Origin of the sequence: Oceanobacillus caeni, from assembly GCF_042678465.1 — a bacterium.
In the GTDB taxonomy this organism is placed as follows: domain Bacteria; phylum Bacillota; class Bacilli; order Bacillales; family Amphibacillaceae; genus Oceanobacillus; species Oceanobacillus caeni.
In genome coordinates this window covers 85,116-106,479 of sequence record NZ_JBHTKV010000009.1, presented here as the reverse complement: position 1 = coordinate 106,479, position 21,364 = coordinate 85,116, and the positions used below count along the sequence as shown (strand labels likewise).

The window sequence follows — 21,364 nt, the reverse complement described above, 5'->3', positions numbered from 1 at the left end:
TAGAAACCCCCGATTGATAGAAGTCTTCTTTATAGCTATTTCATGAATTAAATCTTGGATCTTCTAATAACCGTTCGATTTCTTCTTTATGATTGGTTTCATCCGAAATTAAATCTTCTAATTTTACAACAAGTTCTGTTAATCCTAGATTTTCTGCCTGTTGTTTTCTTGTTTCATATCGTTTAATGGTATCAGATTCAGCTTTTAGAGTCGCCTCTAGTAAGTCTTTAACATCAGTAGGCTGTGGAACTTCTGCAGCGCTAGTTGTTGGTGTTCCGCCAAGTGATTTGATTTTTTCAGAAAGATACAATGCATGTCCTAACTCATCTGTAATCTCTTCTTCAAAAAATGGTTTAAGAGCAGAACGGTAAAGTCCGGATACAACGGAAGCACTATAAGTATATTGGATAGCTGCACCGTATTCATGAGATAGGTCTTCGTTTAGTCCATCTATTAATTGCTTCATTTCTTTTTCCATGATTATCCCTACCTTTATATTTTTGTTATACTACCTGTATACCACATCACGATTATTTTAAACATTACATACAAAAAGGGGTTAACATTATTGCGAAAAAGAAATCTAATGATATTGCTAACCATCATTATATTCATACCAATCTCGGTTTGGATATTTCAAATTAGGAATGGCTACGTTCCATTAGTGGATCAGTGGACAATTAAATTAGTAGAAGGGTATGCAGGTACACCTTTATACTATTTTGCGTTTGCCATTACTCAGTTGGGTTCAAGACAATTTTTAATTCCTTTTGTTCTAATAGCGTCGGTAATTTTGGCCTTGATATATAAACATTTGCTTCCTCCTTTTATATTTGCGGGAGGGACACTTTTTTCCTATTTTATAAATGGATTTATCAAAGATATTATCCCTCGCGAAAGGCCTAGTATTATAGTAGCAGCTAATGCGGTAGGAGGAAGTTTTCCATCAGGTCATGCCATGATTTCGATGGTTTGCTACGGTTTACTAGCATTTTTTATTACAAGAAAAGTGAAAGTACATAGTATATCAATAATTATCCAAGTTAGCTTATCTCTTCTTGTATTTCTAATTGGAATTAGTAGGTTCATTATTAATGCACATTATTTAACAGATGTATTAGCAGGGTTTGGTATAGGATTTATTCTATTGATCTGCTACATTTATCTATATGAAAAACTTTTTCCAAAAGAGTCATAAAGTTGTCATAGTTTTTTTTAGGCAGATAGGAAACCAACCATGTATAATTAGTTTTTAGAGAAAAGTAAACCATGAAAGGGTATATTATATGGGAAAACTATCCAAAAAAGCTGAAAATTTATTAATGTTAGCATGGACCCAGGCCTTTATCGCAATGGCAGGGAGTTTGTTTTATTCTGAAGTAATGGGATACATACCATGTGAATTATGTTGGTATCAACGAATTTTGATGTACCCATTAGTTGTTATTTATGGTGTTGCTGCAATCAAGAAAGAAATTAATAGTATTGTGTCTGGTATTATTTTAAGTGGAGTCGGTATCGTTGTTTCTTTCTATCATTATCTTGTTCAAAAAGTACCAGCAATGCAAGAAATGGGAGGGTCATGTGCTGGGGGCGTTCCTTGTAATGCAATATATGTGAATTATTTTGGTTTTATTACCATACCATTTTTAGCATTTGTCGCTTTTACTGTTATATTTGTTTTAAGTATATTTTTATGGAAAGTAGTAAAGGAGGAAGTAAATAATGGGTAAAAAAATGATAGCAATCATTGGGGTTATTGTGGTTTTAATTATTGCTTTGTTTTTCGTTGTCCAGTATCAAAATAACCAAAAAACGAATGGTTCAGATAATCCTTATGGAACGAGTGATTTAGATCAAGCAACTATTGATCAGCTAGATGATCCAAATTATCAAAATCAAATTTTGCCAGATGAGCTGGAGTCAAAGTTGAAAAATGGTGAAGACGTGACCGTATATTTCTTTAGTCCGACATGTTCGTATTGCCAAAATACGACACCATACCTAGTTCCGCTTGCTGAAGAAAACGGTGTCGATATGAAGATGCTCAATCTTCTAGAGTTTCCTGAAGAGGGTGAGCCTTACGCTATTGAAAGTACTCCAACATTAATTCATTTTAAAGATGGGAAAGAAGAAGCAAGAATTGTAGGTCAACAATCAGAAGAAGAATTCCAGAAATTTTTTGATGAATATGTACTTAAATAGGCAAACAAAAGCGTAAGCGCCCGGTTAGCGACGTACGGACTGGACTGAGCCGCAGGAGATAAAGGAAACACGACGAACGGAGTGAGTCGATGTTGACTTATCGCACGGAGGTGAAGGAAGTCTCGCTAGTCGCTGGGCGCTGGAGCTGGACGTCTTACTACGGAAAGAGCTAACTAGATAAAAAACTAGTTAGCTCCTTCTTTTTCATAAAGAAAATAGGAAGTAGTAAACGGTAAATCGCTAGGGTAAGCAGGTGTTTCTGCGTGCAATATTTTTTGTGCATCTTGAAATCGTTGAGATTTTTTCCAGTTATTATAGTTTTCAACGGACTTCCAAACGGTTAGAATAACAAATTTATTACCTTTTACCGGTTTTAGAAAACGGTAAGCGTGGCAGTCATCTATTTTATTCACTAGTCTATTTTTTATTCGATCCTCAAATACGTTTTGATCTTCTTCATATACAGTAATGGTATTCATAACAATATAGGCTTTTTTAATAAAATTACCGGATTGTTTAACTATTTCATACGTTCTACCAGCACTGAATACCTTCTTATCACTGTTCTCATAGTATGCTAATGCTCCACTATTACTAGTCATAAAGTGAAATGAAATGTTGGGGTGCTTTTCTTCTAGTTTAAGTAGAAAATCTAACGTACCATTTGTCATATGGGCCCTCATCGTACCACCCTTTCTCTTCTTATTATATTACCCGAATAGAAAAAATATAAGTTTCAGTTATGTATATACTACTAAATATAAAGAATACTTCCAACAGTGGGGGTTCTCTTCATCCCCCCATGATGGTTAGTTGCATTTATCGCCCATAAGTGCAGTTGGTCTCCACCAACCTTTTTGATTTTCAAGAAGCTTAAGAGGGGAGTCTTGCTTCCAGTTTAGGTGAGAAAAATCATTCACAGGGAGTTTGTAATTTATAATTATTATTAACTAATAAATAATTTATTTTGCTTTTCTGATTGCGGAATTTGTCGTATAATTAGGTGAGTATCATTACAGAGGTGAATCGATGCAGAATAATAAGAAGGAACAATTATCAATACGACATCGGTTAATAAGAAAATTGAAAAGGTATTTCATTTTTCTTATTAGTATTTTATTATTTTGCTTCATTGGTTATGGGGCCATTTGGGTTGGTGGAAGTTTAGTTGTTGACAAAGAAAAATTAAGTTTAGATGGGACTACTACAATTGAAACGACTAATGGTGAAATAATAGGCAAACTCTATAATGAGAATAGAAACTACATATCTATTGATGAGATACCTGAACATGTAAAAGATGCATTTATTTCGATTGAAGATAGACGTTTCTACGACCATTTTGGTGTGGATCTCAAATCTGTTATACGTGCTGTTTACAAAGATATTCTTGCTATGGGAAAGGTAGAAGGGGCAAGCACTTTAACCCAACAATTAGCGAAAAATCTCTTTTTATATAATGATAAAACATGGTCTAGAAAAGCTAAAGAAGTAATGGCCGCTATTTATTTAGAGCAGCAGTTTACAAAGGATGAACTATTAGAATTATATTTGAACCAACTCTACTTTGGAAAGGGGGTATATGGATTAGAAACTGCTTCTCATTTCTTTTTCTCTAAATCTGTTTCCGATTTAACCATTGCAGAAGGTGCTATGTTAGCAGGTCTTGCAAAAGCTCCAAATGGTTATTCCCCAATCGATTATCCCGATAAGGCCTTGAAACGAAGAAATATCGTTTTACAGTCCATGGAAGATGCAGGAAAGATTTCTCATGAAGTAAGATTAAAAGAACAAAGTACAGCCCTTGATCTAAATTTGCAAAAGGAAAAAGAAAAACCATGGAATGATTCTTATATGGATCTAGTAGTAAAAGAAGCTGAAGAAAAATATAAATTGTCCTTGGATGATTTAGAGAGGGGAGGTTACCGGATTGTTGTTAATTTAGACAATAATATACAGAAGGTTGCTTACAAAAAGTTCCAAGATAGTGATTATTTCCCGGGAAACAATGATGAGGTGGAAGGAACATTTGTCATGATGGAGGCGAAAAGCGGGAAAATTGTCGCGACTTTAGGGGGAAGAAATTATCAGTTTGGTAATTTAGATCGCGTGTTAGTGAAGAGACAACCAGGTTCGACATTCAAACCTTTAGCAGTATATGGTCCTGCTATGATGAAAGAAGATGCATATTCAGCATTTACACTTATTCCCGATCAACAAATGGATATTCATGATTACGAGGTTTCAAATGCAGATGATACGTACGCGAATATAACTACGGTTTATGAAGCAATCGTTCAATCCAAAAACACTTCTGCTGTGTGGTTATTGAATGAAATAGGGGTAGACTATTCTAAAACGTATTTAGAAAAAATGGGAATACAACTAGATAATGATGATAAAGGACTTGCAATTGCTTTAGGTGGATTAACTCGTGGAGTTACCCCAATTCAGTTGATGGAAGGGTATAGTGCCTTTGCTAATGAGGGAAAAATGGTGAAATCATATACGATTGATCGGATTTATGATCGATATGATAAAGTGGTTTATGAGGCAGAATCCCGAAAAACTAAGGTTTTCAGTCCTCAGGTCGCATGGGATATGACAAAAATTTTATCTACTACAGTGAAGAAGGGGACAGGAAGTGCAGGGGAATATAAGAAGGCCTTAGCAGGAAAAACGGGAACCACGGAACATCCTCACGTCGAAGGACAAACAAAAGATGCATGGTTTGTAGGATATACACCAGAATATGTAAGTGTATTATGGATGGGGTATGATCAATCGGATGAAAATCATTATCTTACAGGTGGCAGTACTTATCCTACTGCTCTTACTAAATCGATACTAACGGAAATGGATAAAGAACATTCATTATCCAAGGACTTCATCAAACCTAGTAATGTGAAAGACTTACCTGAACCAATTGTATTACCTGAAATTGAGAATATTCGCGCTGAACTCGAATTCGGAGGAGTTTCTTTCGTCAGAGGAAAAATTTCATGGAATGGGTCTAAGGATAAACGTGTAGTTTATCGTATCTATCGTGAAAAAGATGGAATCGATGAACGGGTTGGAGAAGTTACAGGAAAGGATGAATTTTATATAAATTTTAATTTATTCCATTCCAATAACTATTATGTTGTTCCTTATGATCCACTTACAAAATTGGAAGGCGTAAGGTCTGATACGGTAAATTTATCCTACCTCAAGCCTTCTAGGGAACAAAGAAGGTAGTTGAGAGATCAACTGCCTGTAAAAGTCCGATAGGTGCGGCCGTCAGTAGGGGATGAAGAAAAACCCCGCCGATGAAAGTCTTCTTTATCATGGTAAAATGTTTTCATATCATCGTGTAATTGAGTCAAATTAGTGACAAAAGTGGATTTTACTACACTTTTGTTACGCAAATCTTTATAGTAGGGATAGAAGAAACGGTTAAAGGATGAAAAAAATGTCGAAAAAAATCAATGATACTATTATTAAAGCATATAACGGGGAAGAAACGGATTATACTCCTGGCTGGTTTATGAGACAAGCAGGTAGATCACAACCAGAATATCGAGAACTAAAGAAAAAGTATTCTTTATTTGAAATCACTCATCAACCAGAATTATGCGCATATGTAACGCGTTTACCAGTAGAAAATTATGGGGTTGATGCTGCTATCTTATATAAAGATATCATGACACCACTTCCTTACATTGGTATTGAAGTGGAAATAAAAGCGGGCGTTGGACCTGTTATTGATAATCCGATAAACAACTTCCAAGATGTGGAAAGCCTAGGTGAAATCAATCCATCCCGTGACGTTCCATATGTATTAGATACGATCAAATTGTTAACGGAAGAACAATTAGAAGTACCTTTGATTGGGTTTAGTGGTGCGCCATTTACGCTTGCTAGTTATATGATTGAGGGAGGTCCTTCAAAAAACTATAATAAGACAAAGGCATTAATGTATCGTGAACCATCCACATGGTTTGCTTTAATGGATAAATTAGCTGATATGATTATTTCCTATGTGGAAGCACAAGTTGAAGCTGGTGCAAAGGCAATTCAAATTTTTGACTCATGGGTAGGGGCACTTAATGCACCAGATTACCGTGTATTCATTAAGCCTGTGATGACAAGAATTTTTTCGGAATTACGTAACCAAGATGTACCGTTAATTTATTTTGGTGTTGGTGCTCGTCATTTATTATTAGAGTGGAATGACTTACCGGTTGATGTTATCGGGTTGGATTGGAGAACTTCTATTAAAGAAGCGCGAGAAATGGGCGTTACGAAGGTTCTACAAGGAAATCTTGATCCTATGATTTTACTTACAGAATGGGAAACAATAGAAAATAGGACAAAAGCTATTTTAGACGAAGGTAAAGAGTATGGAAATCACGTCTTTAATTTAGGACATGGAGTGACTCCAGAAATTAAACCTGAAACATTGAAGAAATTGACAGCTTTAATTCATGAATACTCAAGGAAATAGACACGAAAGGACGCGAACAAATGAGTAAGAAACAAATTGGACTACTAGTAATGGCATATGGAACTCCATATAAAGAAGAGGATATCGAACCATATTATACACATATCCGTCATGGTAGAAAGCCAGAACCTGAGGCATTGCAAGATTTAAAAGATCGTTATAAAGCAATTGGCGGGACTTCTCCATTAGCTAAAATTACAAAAGACCAAACGAAAGCACTAGAAGAACAATTAAATTCTATTCAAGATGAATATGAATTTAAGGCTTATATTGGCTTGAAACATATTCATCCATTTATTGAAGATACCGTGAAAGAAATGGCAAAAGACGGAATTACGGAGGCTGTTTCCCTTGTATTAGCACCTCATTATTCTACATTTAGTGTGAAATCTTATAATGATCGTGCGCAAAGCGAATGTGAAAAACACGGAATTTCTATTAAATCTGTACAGAGCTGGTATACCGAAGAAGGCTTTATTAAATTCTGGGCAGATGGTGTCAAAACTATCTTTAATAAAATGAGTGACGAAGAACGTAATAAAGCTGTATTAATTGTTTCTGCACATAGCTTACCAGAGAAAATTTTACAAAATGGAGACCCATATCCGAACCAGTTAAAAGAGACTGCTGATCTTATAGCGAAAGAAGCTGGAATCGAAAATTATGAATTAGGTTGGCAAAGTGAAGGAAATACTCCCGATCCTTGGCTAGGACCAGACGTACAAGATCTAACTCGTGATTTATTTGAACAAAAAGGATATCGTTCCTTTGTTTACGCACCAGTTGGATTTGTAGCGGATCATTTGGAAGTTTTATATGATAATGATTATGAATGCAAAGTAGTTTGCGACGAACTAAATGCGAATTATTATCGTCCAGAAATGCCGAATGTCCATCCATTGTTCATTGAGACACTTGCTGACGTTGTATTAAATACTACGAAGAGTGAAGCATAATGGAAAAGAAAAATATAGTCATTGTAGGTGGCGGAATTACAGGTCTTTCCGCTGCCTACTATTTAAAAAAGTTAATCCAATCAAAGTCTCTTCCTTATACATTTAAATTAATCGAAGCAAGTTATCGTCTAGGTGGAAAAATACAAACAATAAAACGCGATGGATTTACAATTGAAAAAGGACCGGATTCTTTACTAGAAAGAAAACCTTCCGCAATTAAGCTTGTGAAGGAACTTGGTCTAGAAGATGAAATGATACATAATGCAACTGGACAGTCCTATATTTTAGCACAGAATAAATTACATCCTTTACCAAAAGGAACGTATATGGGTGTACCTAAAGACAAAGGTGCTTTGATGTCATCCAGTCTCCTTTCCTGGAAAGGTAAGATTAGGGCACTAAATGATCTTGTTTTACCAAAAAGTAATAATGATGGAGACCAATCATTAGGCAAATTTTTACGTGCTCGTTTTGGAAATGAGACTGTGGATATGCAAATCTCTCCACTTTTATCTGGTATTCATTCCGGAGATATTGACGAAATGAGTATTAATGCCACTTACCCTCTGTTTTATCAATTAGAACAAAAATACGGAAGTGTGATGAAAGGTCTACAAAAAACAATGCCTAGTACCAAAAAGAAAAATAAAAAGCAAAAAGGGGCATTTTTTTCATTTGAGAATGGTTTGGAGACTTTAATTCACCGTTTAGTAGAAGAAATAGATAAAGAATCTATTTCCATGCAAAAATCGGTAGATCATATTGAAAAGAAAGAACACGGTTACCATATATTATTAAGTAATGGTGACGTAATAAAAGCGGATACTGTTATTATGGCAACACAGCATGATGTTGTACCTAAAATATTTAGCCAATTTGAATTCTTTAAGACGTTACAAGAGATTCCACTTACATCCTCAGCGAATGTAGTTATGGCATTTGATGAAAAAGCTATTAAGAACAAGGTAGAAGGAACAGGTTTTCAAGTTGCCCGTAACAGTAATAAATACCGAATTACGGCATGTACATGGACTAATAAAAAATGGCCAACAACAACACCAAAAGGCAAAGTGTTATTGCGGTGTTATGTTGGAAAACCGACTGATCAAGGGATTGTGGATTTATCAGATGAAGAAATAACGGAAATAGTAATAAATGATTTAAAACAAGTGATGAAAATTAAGGGAAAACCTGAATTTACTATTGTCACTCGGTGGAAAGATTCCCGTCCACAATATACAGTAGGCCACTTGGACAGAATAAAGAAAGTCAAAGAAAATATAGCCGAACAATTACCAGGCGTTTATTTAATTGGTAGTTCGTATGATGGTTCAGGAATTCCTGATTGTATTGCAAGTGGGGAAAACATTGCACATGAAGTTTTAAATAACTTAGCGTAACGAGTGGCGTTGATTATTTTAATCAACGCTATTTTAAAAGGCAATTTGGCTACAATAGCACTTATCAACCTAATAGCTAATACAAGTTGTCTTAAATAAAAAATACAACTGCAATGCAGCTGTATCCATTTTGAATCATTAGGAAGATGAGATTGATAAAGAAGACTTCCATCAGTGGGGAAATTCCATCATCCTCCACTGATGGCGAACCTTTACGGGCAGTTGATCTCCCACCTATCTTTTTGTTCCCCGAAAGCTTGAGGTGGAATAAATATATCGTGATTCTGTTATAACGAGAAAAATACTTAATATTTATTATCTAGCCGGATGATCGCATTCGTCACAAATATTACCATAACAATCGGCTTTTTCGTGGATTTCCCCTCCGCAAACGTGGCATTGCTTTTTAGGAAGATTTTTAAAGAATTCGATTATATTCATCATGATAACTTTCCCCCTTAGTAAATACTTAGATTGTGTTGTATGTTAGGTGTTGTTTTTTTATTATGTTGTATAACAGCAGTGGTATAAAAAAAGAGCGATATTGGATTATCTTGCTGGGTGGTCACATTCGTCACAGATATTACCATAGCAATCTGCCTTTTCGTGGATGTCTCCACCACACTGCTTACATTGTTTTTTAGGTAGGTTTTTGAAAAACTCAATTACGTTCATCATGTTTTTATTTCCCCCTTTTGTTATTGTACTATTATTGTATTACAACAGGGTTAAAATTGTCAATGCTGTTTTATAACATTTTTAAAAAATGAAGGAGTGTTTTGATGAAGCTTACTGTAATTGGCTTTTGGGGCGGTTATCCAGCCGTAGATGGTGCAACTTCTGCTTATTTGTTGGAGAAGGATGGGTATTCACTATTAATGGATGTTGGTAGTGGTTCCTTATCGAAATTGCAAAAATATAAGCATATCGCAGACCTTGATGCTGTGATTGTTTCCCATTATCATCATGATCATGTCGCTGATATTGGTGTATTACAATATGCAAAATTAATTGAGTATTATGTAACAGGAAATGATACAGTTTTACCTATTTATGGACATGCCGAAGATAGCGATGGTTTTCAAGCCCTCTCCCATACATATACGAAGGGAATGGCTTACAGTCCTGATGAAGCATTGCAAATTGGTCCTTTTACGATCACATTCCTAAGAACCAAACATCCTGTGCCATGTTTTGGGATGAGAATTACAGATGGTGAATCTGTTGTAGTATACACCGCTGATTCTAGTTATCAAGAAGAATGGGGGGCTTTCGCTGAAGGTGCAGACTTGCTTATAACGGACTGTAACTATTATGCGGGTAGTGACGGTTCAAACGCCGGTCATATGAATAGCGAGGAAGCTGGTCGAATTGCTGCAATGGCTAATGTCAAACAACTATTATTATCTCATTTGCCTCAATATGGGGAGAGGGAAAAATTAATTAAAGAAGCAAAGCAACATTTTCCCGGAGAAGTTCAACTGGCAAAAGAAGGGTTAATTTGGAATAGGTAATTTAGGGCATTTTTCTTTGAATTGTGATTCAATTTGTTAAAATAATGAAGTAGGATAATTATAGTGTGTGTTCAAAAAGGAGGATGAAAAGGACCAAGCAGTTCGAGGCGGCGTAGCTTTGAGTACCGGAACGTATGCAATTAATACGTGAGGAACGGAAAAGCAAGCCAACGAAGAAATGCGAAGTGTCATTTTCACCGGACTTTTTTGAACAACCTCTTATAGGAGATGATAGGTTATGAAGTTTATCGACAACAAAGGTATTACAGATCCAATGATTAATTTAGCTATCGAGGAATATATCCTTGAAAATTTTGGCGAAAAGGATACATATTTACTTTTCTATATTAATCAACCGTCTATTATCATTGGTAGAAACCAAAATACGATTGAAGAAATAAACACAGATTATATTGATGAAAAAGGTATTAAAGTGGTTCGTCGTTTATCTGGTGGAGGGGCAGTTTACCATGATGAGCAAAATATAAACTTTAGCTTTATTACGAAAGATGATGGAGAAAGTTTTCAAAACTTTGCTAAATTCCTAAAACCGATTATAAAAGTGTTAAATGATATGGGTGTGCCAGCAGAACTACAAGGGCGAAACGATGTTGCAGTCAATGGACGAAAAATATCTGGTAATGCTATGTTCTCAACCAGAGGACGGATGTTTAGTCATGGAACATTAATGCTAGATTCTGAAGTAGAAGAATTAACGAAAGCATTAAAAGTGAAAAAGGAAAAAATTGAATCCAAAGGTATTAAATCCATTCGCAGTCGAGTTGCAACTATTTCGGAATTCTTAGATGAAAAAATTTCAATGGAAGAATTTAAAGAAATAATCTTAAAAAATGTTTTTGAAGTAGATGATGTGAAAGATGTGCCTCAGTATGAACTCACAGAAGAAGATTGGGAAAGAATTCATGAAATTTCTAAAAATAGATATCAAAAATGGGAATGGAATTATGGAAAATCCCCATCTTATAATGTTCAAGAATCTCATAAATTCCCTGCAGGATTAGTAGACGTTCGTCTTGATGTCCAAAAAGGGATAATTAAAAACTGCAAAATTTATGGAGACTTCTTTGGAATCGGGGACATAAAGGAATTAGAAGAAAAATTAATAGGAATTCGTCACGAACGTCAAGCAATTGAGAATGCATTAGAAGAAGTAGACGTTCCACATTATTTGGGTAAAATCTCTAAGGAAGATTTTTTAAGCTTATTATATTAAAAAATTAAAACAGCTCACGTTTTGTGGGCTGTTTTTTAGTTGTTAGGAAGTTATAAAATTTGCTGCATGTGGATGATTATTCAGAAGAGGCCACGTCCGGCTCCAGCGCCCAGTGACTAGTAGACTTCCTTCACCTCCGTACGATAAGTCAACATCGGCTCGCTTACGCTCTCCGTGTTTCCTTTATCTCCTACGGCTCAGTCCAGTCTATACGTCACTAAACGGGCGCTTACGCCTTTGTTCTTGAAAATGTCAAGTTTTCTAATTTTTTACTACCATTTTTAGACAAAATTTGTTAAATTAGTAGTAAGCTACTTTCTTTTCGTTTTCTAATGGAAAGGAAGGTTATTATGTTAGAAGAACAAGATACCTCAATTTTTGAAATAAGCCCTCTTACATTGGCAATTGTCGCGGAACAGAATGATCATAATGGAATTATTACTAGAATCATGGAAGAAGATGAAGAATATATTGTTGATGTTACTCCTTATCAAATTATCAATTCTGCCTGCAAATATTTCGGGTCGAGTCTAAGAGGCAGGCAAGATGGAGCCAGGAACATTTCTGGCTTTACTAGTAAAATTCCAATATCCATCGACCCTTCTAGCGGTATGTATTTTTTTCCCACGACATCACCTAAAAACCCCAAATGTTCTTGGATTTCCCATTCTCATATTGACAAAATAAGTAAGGTGACAGAACGTAAAACTAAGATTCTTTTTAAAAATGGAAAAAAGTTAATATTAGATGTATCCATCAGAACGATGCTGAATCAAGTACAACGAACGGCACAGTTTCGTTTTCTACTTGATAAGCGACTTAATTATTTACAACAGCAGAGTCCTGAAATGATAGCAGAGCCTTTCCCATTAAACTTCGAATAACTTCTTCCACTTTCTTACGAATAGCAGGGTTAAAATAATTTCTTTTTTCTTCTCTTCCTTGGCAAAGGAAAAGAAAAGAAGAAAATGAGTCATTTTTATTTAAATGGATAATTTGCATTTTTTTGTCTTGCATGATTTTGCGAAGCTTTCTACGTTCTTTTCTCGCAAGCAATGTCATTCTCTCTATAAGGTCAAGATAGGGCTCATTAATTTTAAACTTACCATCTTTAATATGGTTCATATCTTGATTCAATACGACGATTGCCATGGAGAGAAATAAGAATCTTGTTGCAATTTGTAGTTCATCATCATGAAGATATCGCATATGAACTCCTCCGTTAAAGAACAAGTGTTCTGTGTTTATTCTTATTATATGATAAAATCAAACTAAAATACAACATAAATTAATATTTTTTAGTAAAATGAAAGAAAGTAGCTTAATTCAACTTAGAAAGTATGCAGGTACCTTCATTTAGGATAGAATGAGAATAAATACACTCGGAAAGATAGAACATTTACATAATGAGGAGTATTAATTTGATGTTAATGAACATTAGCTTTTCCAATTGGCAAACGGTGCTCCAAAAAGAAGGAACCGAAGATTTTATTATGCGATTACTGGATCAATATGAAGGATTAGGTCCAGTTCCCGGCTTTGTTCTTCCCTTTATCGAAGCATTTTTACCTTTTTTACCATTGATTGTATTTGTCTTAACAAATGCTGCAGCATATGGGTTATTTGAGGGTTTTTTATTATCCTGGCTTGGTGCTAGTTCTGGTGCAGTGGTTGTTTTTATTATTATAAGGCAAGTAAGAAATAGAAAATGGGTAAAGAAAATAAGGAAGAATAAACAAGTAACTGCGGTTACATCATGGGTAGACAAGCACGGTTTTGGACCATTATTTGTTTTACTTGCCTTCCCGTTTTCTCCATCCTCTATTATTAATGTTGTAGCTGGATTATCGAAAATTAGCATTCAACAATTTGCATTAGCGGTTCTTCTTGGGAAATCTGTTATGATTTTTTCTATATCTTATGTCGGTTCAAGCATCATGGAGTTTGCAGAAAAACCGATGAAGACCATTATTGTATTAATCATTATTGGCTTGTTCTGGATTATTGGGAAGGTCGTCGAAAAGCGGCTAGAAAAACGGGCGGCAAGAAATAACTGACAGAATGATAAACTATAAGTGAGCTTCTATCTTTGGTAAAATAGAAAAGGTAGGAGCTTTATTATATATAGCACCGTAAAGATATACCTAAATGCAATTAAGGCATCCGCCGAGCTATAGGGGGATGCCAAGTTTTATTAACGAATGGAGGAGAAATATGGGACTCCGATTTATTATAGGTAGGTCAGGAACTGGGAAAAGTGGAAGAGTCATGGATGAAATAAAAGAAAAACAATTAGAAAATCCATTAGGAAAACCACTTCTATACATCGTTCCAGATCAGATGACCTTTCAACAGGAATATGCTTTATTTCATGATAAAGAATTAACAGGAAGCATTCGAGCTCAAGTGGTAAGTTTTTCAAGACTTGCTTGGCGCATTTTGCAAGAAACGGGAGGAGCAACCAAACAGTTTATCAGTTCCGTTGGTATTCAAATGATGCTCCGTAAAATCATCGAAGAAAAGCAAGGCGAATGGTTCACTTTTCATAAAGCGATGGAAAAGCAAGGATTTTTAAACCAGCTAGAACAAATGATTACTGAATTTAAACGATATCAAGTCACTCCAGAAGTTTTAAGGGCGCAGATTGAACATATGAATCAATTTGTCCATAAAGAACCTGGGGAAGTAGCACTGACAAATAAATTAGAGGATTTATTATATGTTTATGAAAAATTGGTGTTTACATTAAAAGATCATTACGTAGATAGTGAAGATCAACTGCAAATTTTGGCAGAAAAGATAAAGGAATCATCGTTATTACGAGGTGCAGAGATCTATATAGACGGTTTTCATAGTTTTACTCCAAAAGAGTTAACCGTTGTGGAAGAGTTAATGAGAAATTGTAGTTCGGTCACTATTACATTAACACTAGATAATCCGGAGAAAACGGGTAATGAAATGGATTTGTTTTACCAAACGACGGAAACGTATCACGTATTAAATCAAATAGCTGCAGAGAATCATATCTCAATTGATGAAGTAGTTCGAATGGAGCCGGAAAACGGGAAATTTAAAGATCGACCTTATTTTGCCCATTTGGAAAATTACTTTGACACGAGACCTGCTCCAAGTTTTGCAGGCAATGCCAATATACAGATTGCAGAAGCGGTTCACCCTCGGGCAGAGGTAGAAGGGGCGGCACAGGAAGTTCTTCGTTTAGTAAGAGAAGAAAATTACCGTTTTCAAGATATTGCGATATTCATGAGACAATCCAATGTTTATCATGATTTAATTCATACCATATTTGCCGATCATGGAATCCCTGTGTTTATTGATGAAAAACGTACGATGTTAAATCATTCATTAATTGAATTTATACGTTCGGCATTAGATATTGTGGAGGGGAATTGGAGATATGATGCCATTTTTCGTGTTTTAAAAACAGGATTTATTCCGAAGTCAGACCAAGAGTATCCGCTGACTAATGATGCAATAGATGAATTAGAAAATTATGTACTAGAATATGGTATCCGTTCTAGAGATCGTTGGTTTAGCGAAAAAGAATGGAAGTTTCAACGATTCCGAGGGTTTGATCAAGCTGCACAAACAAACCACGAAAAAGAAATACAAACAAGAATTAATCGCTATCGTGCCCAAGTTGTTCACGCTTTGAAGCCATTTGATGAAGATATCCGTCAAGCAAAGACAGTGGTGGAGTTTTGCGAAACGATTTATTTGTTGTTAGAAAGATTAGGGGTACCATTACGTTTGGAGAAAATGCGAACGTATTATGATGAGGAAGGTTTACTAGAAAAGGGTCGGGAGCAGGAACAAGTATGGAATGCTGTTGTTCAATTATTCGATGAAATGGTAGAGATGGCTGGAGAAGAAGAAATGACATTGTCCATATTTAGCTCAGCCCTTGATGCTGGGTTTGAGACATTGACATTCTCCCATGTTCCACCAAGCATTGATCATGTCATTGTCGGTACGATTGACCGTTCTCGGATGAGTGGGATTAAATGCTCTTTCTTATTAGGAGTAAATGATGGAGTATGGCCAATGAAGCCGCCTGCAGATGGAATGATCAGTGAAGAGGAGAGGGAAATGTTAGCTTCACAAGGAATCCAACTTGCAGACAGTAGTAAACGTCAACTCCTTGATGATTGGTTTTATATGTATTTAGCATTCACGGCCGCGAAAGATCGTCTTTGGGTTAGCTATCCTTTAAGTGACGAAGAAGGAAAAGGAAAAATGCCTTCACAATTATTGAAACGGTTAGAAGATTTATTTCCTACATGTAAGGATCGGTTATTGCTCCAAGATCCAGATGATTTATTCGAAGCCGAACGCTTTGTAACATCACCTGTGAAAACAAGGTCAGCTCTTACTGCCCAACTATCACGTCACCAAAAAGGTTATCTGATTCAACCAATTTGGTGGGAGGTTTTCAATTGGTATGTGAAAAACCAATCTAAAAATAGTACGACCTATAAAGTTTTACAAAGTCTCTATTATCAAAATGAACCGAAAGATTTAGACGAGGAGACAGTTAAACAATTATACCCGAAAGAAATTCATGCAAGTGTAAGTAGATTCGAATCCTATTTCAGGTGCTCTTATCAGCATTTTGCAAAATATAGTTTAAAACTAGATGAGCGGCAAACGTACAAGTTAGATGCTCCAGATATTGGAATGCTTTTCCATGAGGCGATTAAAATAATTACGGAATGGATTCAAAAAGAAGGCAAGGATTACTCTACTATTAATCAGACGGATGCAAATACGTATGCGAAGAGGGCAGTGGGGAATTTAGCGCCGATATTGCAACATCAAATCTTACACAGTTCTAATAGACATAAATATATTAGTCAAAAGCTTGAGGAAATTATTGCGAGAGCAACTTACATTTTAAGTGAGCAAGCCCGCCTTAGTCATTTTTCCCCGGTTGGTTTAGAGTTAGGTTTTGGTGTTGATGAAGACCTTCCACCATTAACGATGAATCTTCCTAATGGATACAAATTATTGCTGCGGGGTCGAATCGATCGAGTAGATAAAGCTACGAACATAGATGACTTATATTTACGAATCATTGATTATAAATCTAGTTCAAGGGGACTCGACTTAATCGAAGTATATTATGGTTTGGCATTACAAATGCTCACTTATTTAGATGTAGTTCTTACACATTCAGAACGATGGTTGAAGCAAAAAGCAACTCCTGCTGGGGTACTGTATTTTCATGTACACAATCCCATGATTTCAAAAGATGTAAAATTAGATTCAGAGAAAATTGATGAGGAAATTTTCAAGAAGTATAAAATGAAAGGCTTATTACTTTCTGATGAAGAGATTGTAAAGAAAATGGATACTTCGATTGACTCTGTAAATATGAGTCATATTGTACCAGCAGGACTTAAAAAGAATGGAGAATTTAAAAGCAATTCTAGTATTGCTGGAAAAGAAACATTTGATCAGTTACAATCCCATATCCATCATTTGATGGAGCGTGCTGGTTTGGACATTACTTCTGGTAAAGTTCATTTAAATCCATATGAAAATAAAAATCAAATTGCATGCACCTATTGTCCTTTTCGTTCTGTATGCCAATTTGATCCGATATTAGAAGAAAATGATTACCGTAAATTGAAGAGTATGAAAGATAAAGAAGTTTTAGAAAAAATAAGGGTGGAGGTGGAAAACGATGGTTAGTTGGACAAAAGAACAAGAAGAAGCAATTTATACAGATGGTGCCGATATCCTTGTAGCAGCAGCGGCTGGTTCCGGAAAAACAGCCGTATTAGTTGAAAGAATCATTCAAAAGCTTCTAAATCGAAATAACCCTGTTGATATTGATTCATTGCTTGTTGTGACATTTACGAATGCAGCTGCAGCAGAGATGCGGAGTCGAGTAGGTTTAGCTTTAGAAGAAGCTCTAGAACAAAATCCTAACTCGATTCATTTGAAAAAGCAGCTATCCTTATTACAGCGTGCATCCATCTCCACGTTGCATTCCTTTTGTTTGGAAGTAATACGCAAATACGCTTATTTACTAGATATTGATCCTGCTTTCCGTATCGCCGATGATATGGAGGCAGATTTAATCAAACAAGATGTGATGGATGAGTTATTTGAAGAATGGTATGGAATGGAAGGAGAAGAACAAAAAAAATTCTTTGCTGTTGTCGATCGTTTTTCGAGTGATCGAAGTGATGTAGATTTGGAAAAGGTAATTCTAGATTTACATACCTTTGCTATTCAAAACCCTTGGCCATACGAATGGTTAGACAGTCTAGCTAATCGTTATGCGATACCAGAAATCTTTCAAGAGGAAGATTTAAATTGGTTAGACCTAATGAAAAAAGAAGTGAAAAACCAATTTTTCGCTATGGAACAGGAAATGTATTTAGCATTGGAAATCACAAGGGAAAGTGATGGGCCATATCAATATGCGGAAACCATTGACAATGATCTTGCTTTATTAGAGGCAGCCAAACAGCATATAGAGAACTGGGACGATTTGCAAAACTTTATTCAAGAACATACATTTAAAGCTTTATCTAGGAAAAAGCAAGATTGCGATGAAATGAAAAAGGAGCAAGTAAAAAATCTAAGAGATAGTTACAAAAAGCGCTGGAAGAAGATGGCAGACAAATGGTTTAACCGTAATCTTGCTGGGCACATAGAGGATATGCGGGAACTTGCTCCAGTTATTAAACAGTTAACAACATTAGTAAAACAATTTGATGCTAAATTCACCGAACAAAAAAGAGAAAAAGCATTGGTTGACTTTTCGGATTTGGAACATTATTGTTTACGGTTATTGTTAGACGAACATTCAACTTCTGAGAAGCTTATTCCTTCAAGTGTGGCTGTCCAGTTTCAACGCCAGTTTAGCGAGGTTTTGGTAGATGAGTATCAGGATACGAACCTTGTGCAAGAAACGATTCTTTCCCTTGTTAGTGATCAAAAAGGAAAAGGGAACAGGTTCATGGTTGGGGATGTCAAACAGAGTATTTATCGATTCCGTCATGCAGAACCGTCCCTCTTTATTAAGAAATATAAGCAATTTACTAATGATGATTCTGTTGGGATCCGCATTGACTTAGCTAGGAATTTCCGTAGTAGAGAGCAAGTTTTAATAGGTGCGAACTATATCTTCCGTCAAATCCTTGACGAAACACTGGGGGATATTGACTACGATGAAAAGGCGGAACTCATCTATGGAAATAAAATGTATGATGAGTACGACTTTCCCAAGCCTAATCCGGAATTGATTATTATTGATCGCGATTCAGAGGACGAAAAGGATGAGGTAGAAGAAGGTGAAGAAAGCTTTCAGGATTTAGAAAAGGCACAAATCGAGGCGCGTGCCTATGCTAAAAAAATAAAGTCATGGTTAGGTCATGAAGGTGAAAATAAACCGTTACAAGTTTATGATAAAGGCATGGGGATTCAGCGTGATATTCAGTATCGAGACATTGTTATATTGCTTCGTTCCATGACATGGGCACCAACGATTGTTGATGAATTGAAAAATCAAGGAATCCCGGTATATGCGGAACTATCTTCAGGATATTTCGAAGCGATGGAAGTGAAAATTATGATTAGTTTACTTAAAACCATCGATAATCCTAGACAAGATATTCCGCTTGCATCTGTTCTAAAGTCACCAATTGTTGGCTTAGCAGAAAATGAACTAGCCAAAATTCGCTTAGTTGATAAATATAATCCATACTATGATGCCTTAAAAATATATAGACAGCAAAATTCGGATGAGACAGCTGAAAAGATTTCTTATTTTCTAAAACAATTAAATCAATTTCGCCTTGCGTCAAGACAAGGCGCATTGTCAGAATTAATTTGGGATATTTATCAAGAAACTGGTTACTACGATTTTGTAGGTGGGATGCCTGGTGGACGCCAGCGTCAAGCGAATTTACGTGCGTTATATGATCGTGCAAGAGGTTATGAAAGAACATCATTTCGTGGATTATTCCGTTTCTTACGTTTTATTGAAAGAATGGAGGAACGCGGAGACGATCTTGGAGCAGCACGTGCACTAAGTGAACAGGAAGATGTTGTACGCATTATGACAATCCATAAAAGTAAAGGATTGGAATTTCCTGTCGTTATTCTTGGTGCAATGGACAAGCAATTTAATATGCAGGATTTAAATCGGAAGTATTTACTGCATAAAGACTTGGGGTTTGCGAGTAAATATATTGATCCTGTAAAAAGAATTATGTATCCAACATTGTTTTATCACGCTGTACAAGGAGAGCAGAAACGAGAGCTATTAGCAGAAGAAATGCGCGTCCTTTATGTTGCGTTAACACGTGCAAAAGAAAAGCTTGTTATGATTGGAAATGTTGCTTCATTTAAGAAAAAGTTAGAAAAATGGCAGAGGATGGTTGACCATTCCGAGTGGGTTTTACCAGCGTATTTCCGCATGGCCGCTGTTTCTTATCTGGATTGGGTAGGCCCAGCTTTAATGCGACACCAAGATGGGGGCTCCTTACGTTCAGGTGACGTGAAGGATGTCGTTTTAAAAGACATTCAAATGGATCCATCTAAATGGGATATATCGGTTGTTCATGCAAGTGATTACACAAATCTGGATGAAACATCAACTGAGTTTGACCAGGTTTTAAAAGAGAAAGTAATCGGATGGAAAACAATAGGCACTCAAGATGAACAGTGGAAAGAAGTAGTAGAAAATAGATTGTCCTATACTTATCCACATGAACAAGCAGCATATTCCCGAGCAAAGCAGTCTGTAACGGAAATTAAAAGACAGCGGGAAATCAAAGATGAGTACAGTGCAGATCAATTGGTGAAAGAATTTAAGCCGCCGATTGTGAAACGACCGAATTTTATGCAAGAACAAAAAGTTATTACAGCTGCAGAAAAAGGGACTGCCATGCATACCGTGATGCAACATCTTCCACTAACTAAGCCACTTAATCAAGTGGAAATTGAAGAACAACTAGAAGTTTTTGTTGAAAAGGAAATTTTGACGAGACAAGAAGCGGATATTATTGATATTCCTGCAATCAAGAATTTTTATAATACAGAAATAGCCGCTACTATGTTGGAACAAGCGACATCGGTCCATAGGGAAGTACCTTTCAGTTTAACCCTTCCGGCAAATGAAGTATATGCACATTGGACTGGTGGGAATGAAAGGGTACTTATTCAAGGGGTAATTGATTGCCTTATCCCTTTTGAAGATGGATGGATGGTACTAGATTATAAGACAGATGCGATCAATGAGGAATTAACAGATAGATTAAAAAATAAGTTAATCAAAAAATATGAAACCCAAATGAATCTCTATCGCCATGCTATAGAGGAAATATCGAAACAACCAGTGAAGAAAACATACTTGTATTTCTTTTCTAAACAACTTGTTGTTGAAGTACCAGAAAACTTTAACACTCTACAGAGTTTATCATACCTAAATGAGCAGTAAGACTCCTAACTCAAGAAGGTAGGTGGGAGATCAACTGCCCATAAAAGGTTCGATAAATGCGACTAACCATCCGTGGGGATGAAGGAACCCCTAA

The 21,364-nt window shown here is 36.0% G+C and carries 18 protein-coding genes; 13 read left to right on the top strand and 5 right to left on the bottom strand.

What is annotated here, in order from left to right:
• Positions 1–40 precede the first annotated feature (40 nt).
• Positions 41–478, bottom strand: coding sequence for a ferritin-like domain-containing protein (locus ACFQ18_RS08835; protein ID WP_047185315.1), 438 nt, complete (start codon positions 476–478; stop codon positions 41–43).
• 90 nt (positions 479–568) lie between these two features.
• On the opposite strand from ACFQ18_RS08835, the gene ACFQ18_RS08830 reads away from it, so the two are divergent.
• The 3 genes from ACFQ18_RS08830 (at position 569) to ACFQ18_RS08820 (ending at position 2,205) form a co-directional block, all read left to right on the top strand.
• On the top strand, positions 569–1,198 hold the full coding sequence (locus tag ACFQ18_RS08830) for a phosphatase PAP2 family protein (RefSeq protein WP_244986925.1): 630 nt from the start codon (positions 569–571) through the stop codon (positions 1,196–1,198).
• 88 nt (positions 1,199–1,286) lie between these two features.
• Positions 1,287–1,733, top strand: a complete 447-nt coding sequence (locus tag ACFQ18_RS08825; protein WP_047185316.1) for a disulfide oxidoreductase — start codon at positions 1,287–1,289, stop codon at positions 1,731–1,733.
• On the top strand, positions 1,726–2,205 hold the full coding sequence (locus tag ACFQ18_RS08820) for a thioredoxin family protein (RefSeq protein ID WP_204798132.1): 480 nt from the start codon (positions 1,726–1,728) through the stop codon (positions 2,203–2,205). Before ACFQ18_RS08825 ends, ACFQ18_RS08820 begins: the two co-directional genes overlap by 8 nt.
• Before the next feature lie 185 nt (positions 2,206–2,390).
• Here ACFQ18_RS08820 and ACFQ18_RS08815 read toward each other — a convergent pair whose 3' ends face one another.
• Positions 2,391–2,876 carry an antibiotic biosynthesis monooxygenase family protein gene (locus ACFQ18_RS08815; protein WP_225344049.1) on the bottom strand — a complete coding sequence of 162 codons (486 nt, stop codon included), beginning with the start codon at positions 2,874–2,876 and terminating at the stop codon, positions 2,391–2,393.
• Between the two features lie 358 nt (positions 2,877–3,234).
• Here ACFQ18_RS08815 and ACFQ18_RS08810 point away from each other — a divergent pair, with 358 nt between their 5' ends.
• The 4 genes from ACFQ18_RS08810 to hemY all read left to right on the top strand — a co-directional run bounded on the left by ACFQ18_RS08810 (position 3,235) and on the right by hemY (position 9,047).
• Complete coding sequence (locus ACFQ18_RS08810; protein WP_204798133.1) at positions 3,235–5,442, top strand: transglycosylase domain-containing protein; 2,208 nt, start codon at positions 3,235–3,237, stop codon at positions 5,440–5,442.
• Between the two features lie 214 nt (positions 5,443–5,656).
• Entirely contained in the window at positions 5,657–6,691 is a 1,035-nt protein-coding gene (gene hemE / locus ACFQ18_RS08805; RefSeq protein ID WP_145523891.1) for a uroporphyrinogen decarboxylase, read from the top strand.
• A 20-nt stretch (positions 6,692–6,711) separates the two neighbouring features.
• A complete protein-coding gene (hemH, locus tag ACFQ18_RS08800; protein WP_145523890.1) occupies positions 6,712–7,647 on the top strand; it encodes a ferrochelatase in 936 nt (311 codons plus the stop codon).
• Positions 7,647–9,047, top strand: coding sequence for a protoporphyrinogen oxidase (gene hemY / locus ACFQ18_RS08795; protein ID WP_204798134.1), 1,401 nt, complete (start codon positions 7,647–7,649; stop codon positions 9,045–9,047). The genes hemH and hemY overlap by 1 nt, the downstream gene beginning before the upstream one ends.
• 315 nt (positions 9,048–9,362) lie before the next feature.
• Here the strand turns inward: hemY and yhfH (ACFQ18_RS08790) are convergent, their stop codons facing one another.
• Positions 9,363–9,488: a protein YhfH gene (gene yhfH / locus ACFQ18_RS08790; protein WP_379566188.1), complete on the bottom strand. Its 126-nt coding sequence runs from the start codon at positions 9,486–9,488 to the stop codon at positions 9,363–9,365.
• Between the two features lie 108 nt (positions 9,489–9,596).
• Positions 9,597–9,725 carry a protein YhfH gene (yhfH, locus tag ACFQ18_RS08785; protein ID WP_083452453.1) on the bottom strand — a complete coding sequence of 43 codons (129 nt, stop codon included), beginning with the start codon at positions 9,723–9,725 and terminating at the stop codon, positions 9,597–9,599.
• Between the two features lie 104 nt (positions 9,726–9,829).
• On the opposite strand from yhfH (ACFQ18_RS08785), the gene ACFQ18_RS08780 reads away from it, so the two are divergent.
• From ACFQ18_RS08780 to ACFQ18_RS08770, 3 genes are all read left to right on the top strand, one after another.
• Positions 9,830–10,561, top strand: coding sequence for an MBL fold metallo-hydrolase (locus tag ACFQ18_RS08780; RefSeq protein ID WP_060667475.1), 732 nt, complete (start codon positions 9,830–9,832; stop codon positions 10,559–10,561).
• Positions 10,562–10,799: 238 nt separating this feature from the next.
• Positions 10,800–11,795 carry a lipoate--protein ligase gene (locus ACFQ18_RS08775; protein ID WP_047186736.1) on the top strand — a complete coding sequence of 332 codons (996 nt, stop codon included), beginning with the start codon at positions 10,800–10,802 and terminating at the stop codon, positions 11,793–11,795.
• A 350-nt stretch (positions 11,796–12,145) separates the two neighbouring features.
• Complete coding sequence (locus ACFQ18_RS08770) at positions 12,146–12,679, top strand: competence protein ComK (RefSeq protein WP_083452452.1); 534 nt, start codon at positions 12,146–12,148, stop codon at positions 12,677–12,679.
• Here ACFQ18_RS08770 and ACFQ18_RS08765 read toward each other — a convergent pair.
• Positions 12,615–13,004: a hypothetical protein gene (locus tag ACFQ18_RS08765; RefSeq protein ID WP_047186466.1), complete on the bottom strand. Its 390-nt coding sequence runs from the start codon at positions 13,002–13,004 to the stop codon at positions 12,615–12,617. The genes ACFQ18_RS08770 and ACFQ18_RS08765 overlap by 65 nt on opposite strands.
• A 212-nt stretch (positions 13,005–13,216) precedes the next feature.
• On the opposite strand from ACFQ18_RS08765, the gene ACFQ18_RS08760 reads away from it, so the two are divergent.
• The 3 genes from ACFQ18_RS08760 (at position 13,217) to addA (ending at position 21,270) form a co-directional block, all read left to right on the top strand.
• On the top strand, positions 13,217–13,852 hold the full coding sequence (locus ACFQ18_RS08760; protein ID WP_084824121.1) for a TVP38/TMEM64 family protein: 636 nt from the start codon (positions 13,217–13,219) through the stop codon (positions 13,850–13,852).
• Positions 13,853–14,009: 157 nt separating this feature from the next.
• Positions 14,010–17,507, top strand: a complete 3,498-nt coding sequence (gene addB / locus ACFQ18_RS08755; RefSeq protein ID WP_204798135.1) for a helicase-exonuclease AddAB subunit AddB — start codon at positions 14,010–14,012, stop codon at positions 17,505–17,507.
• Positions 17,500–21,270, top strand: coding sequence for a helicase-exonuclease AddAB subunit AddA (gene addA / locus ACFQ18_RS08750; protein ID WP_204798136.1), 3,771 nt, complete (start codon positions 17,500–17,502; stop codon positions 21,268–21,270). The genes addB and addA overlap by 8 nt, the downstream gene beginning before the upstream one ends.
• Positions 21,271–21,364: the final 94 nt, after the last annotated feature.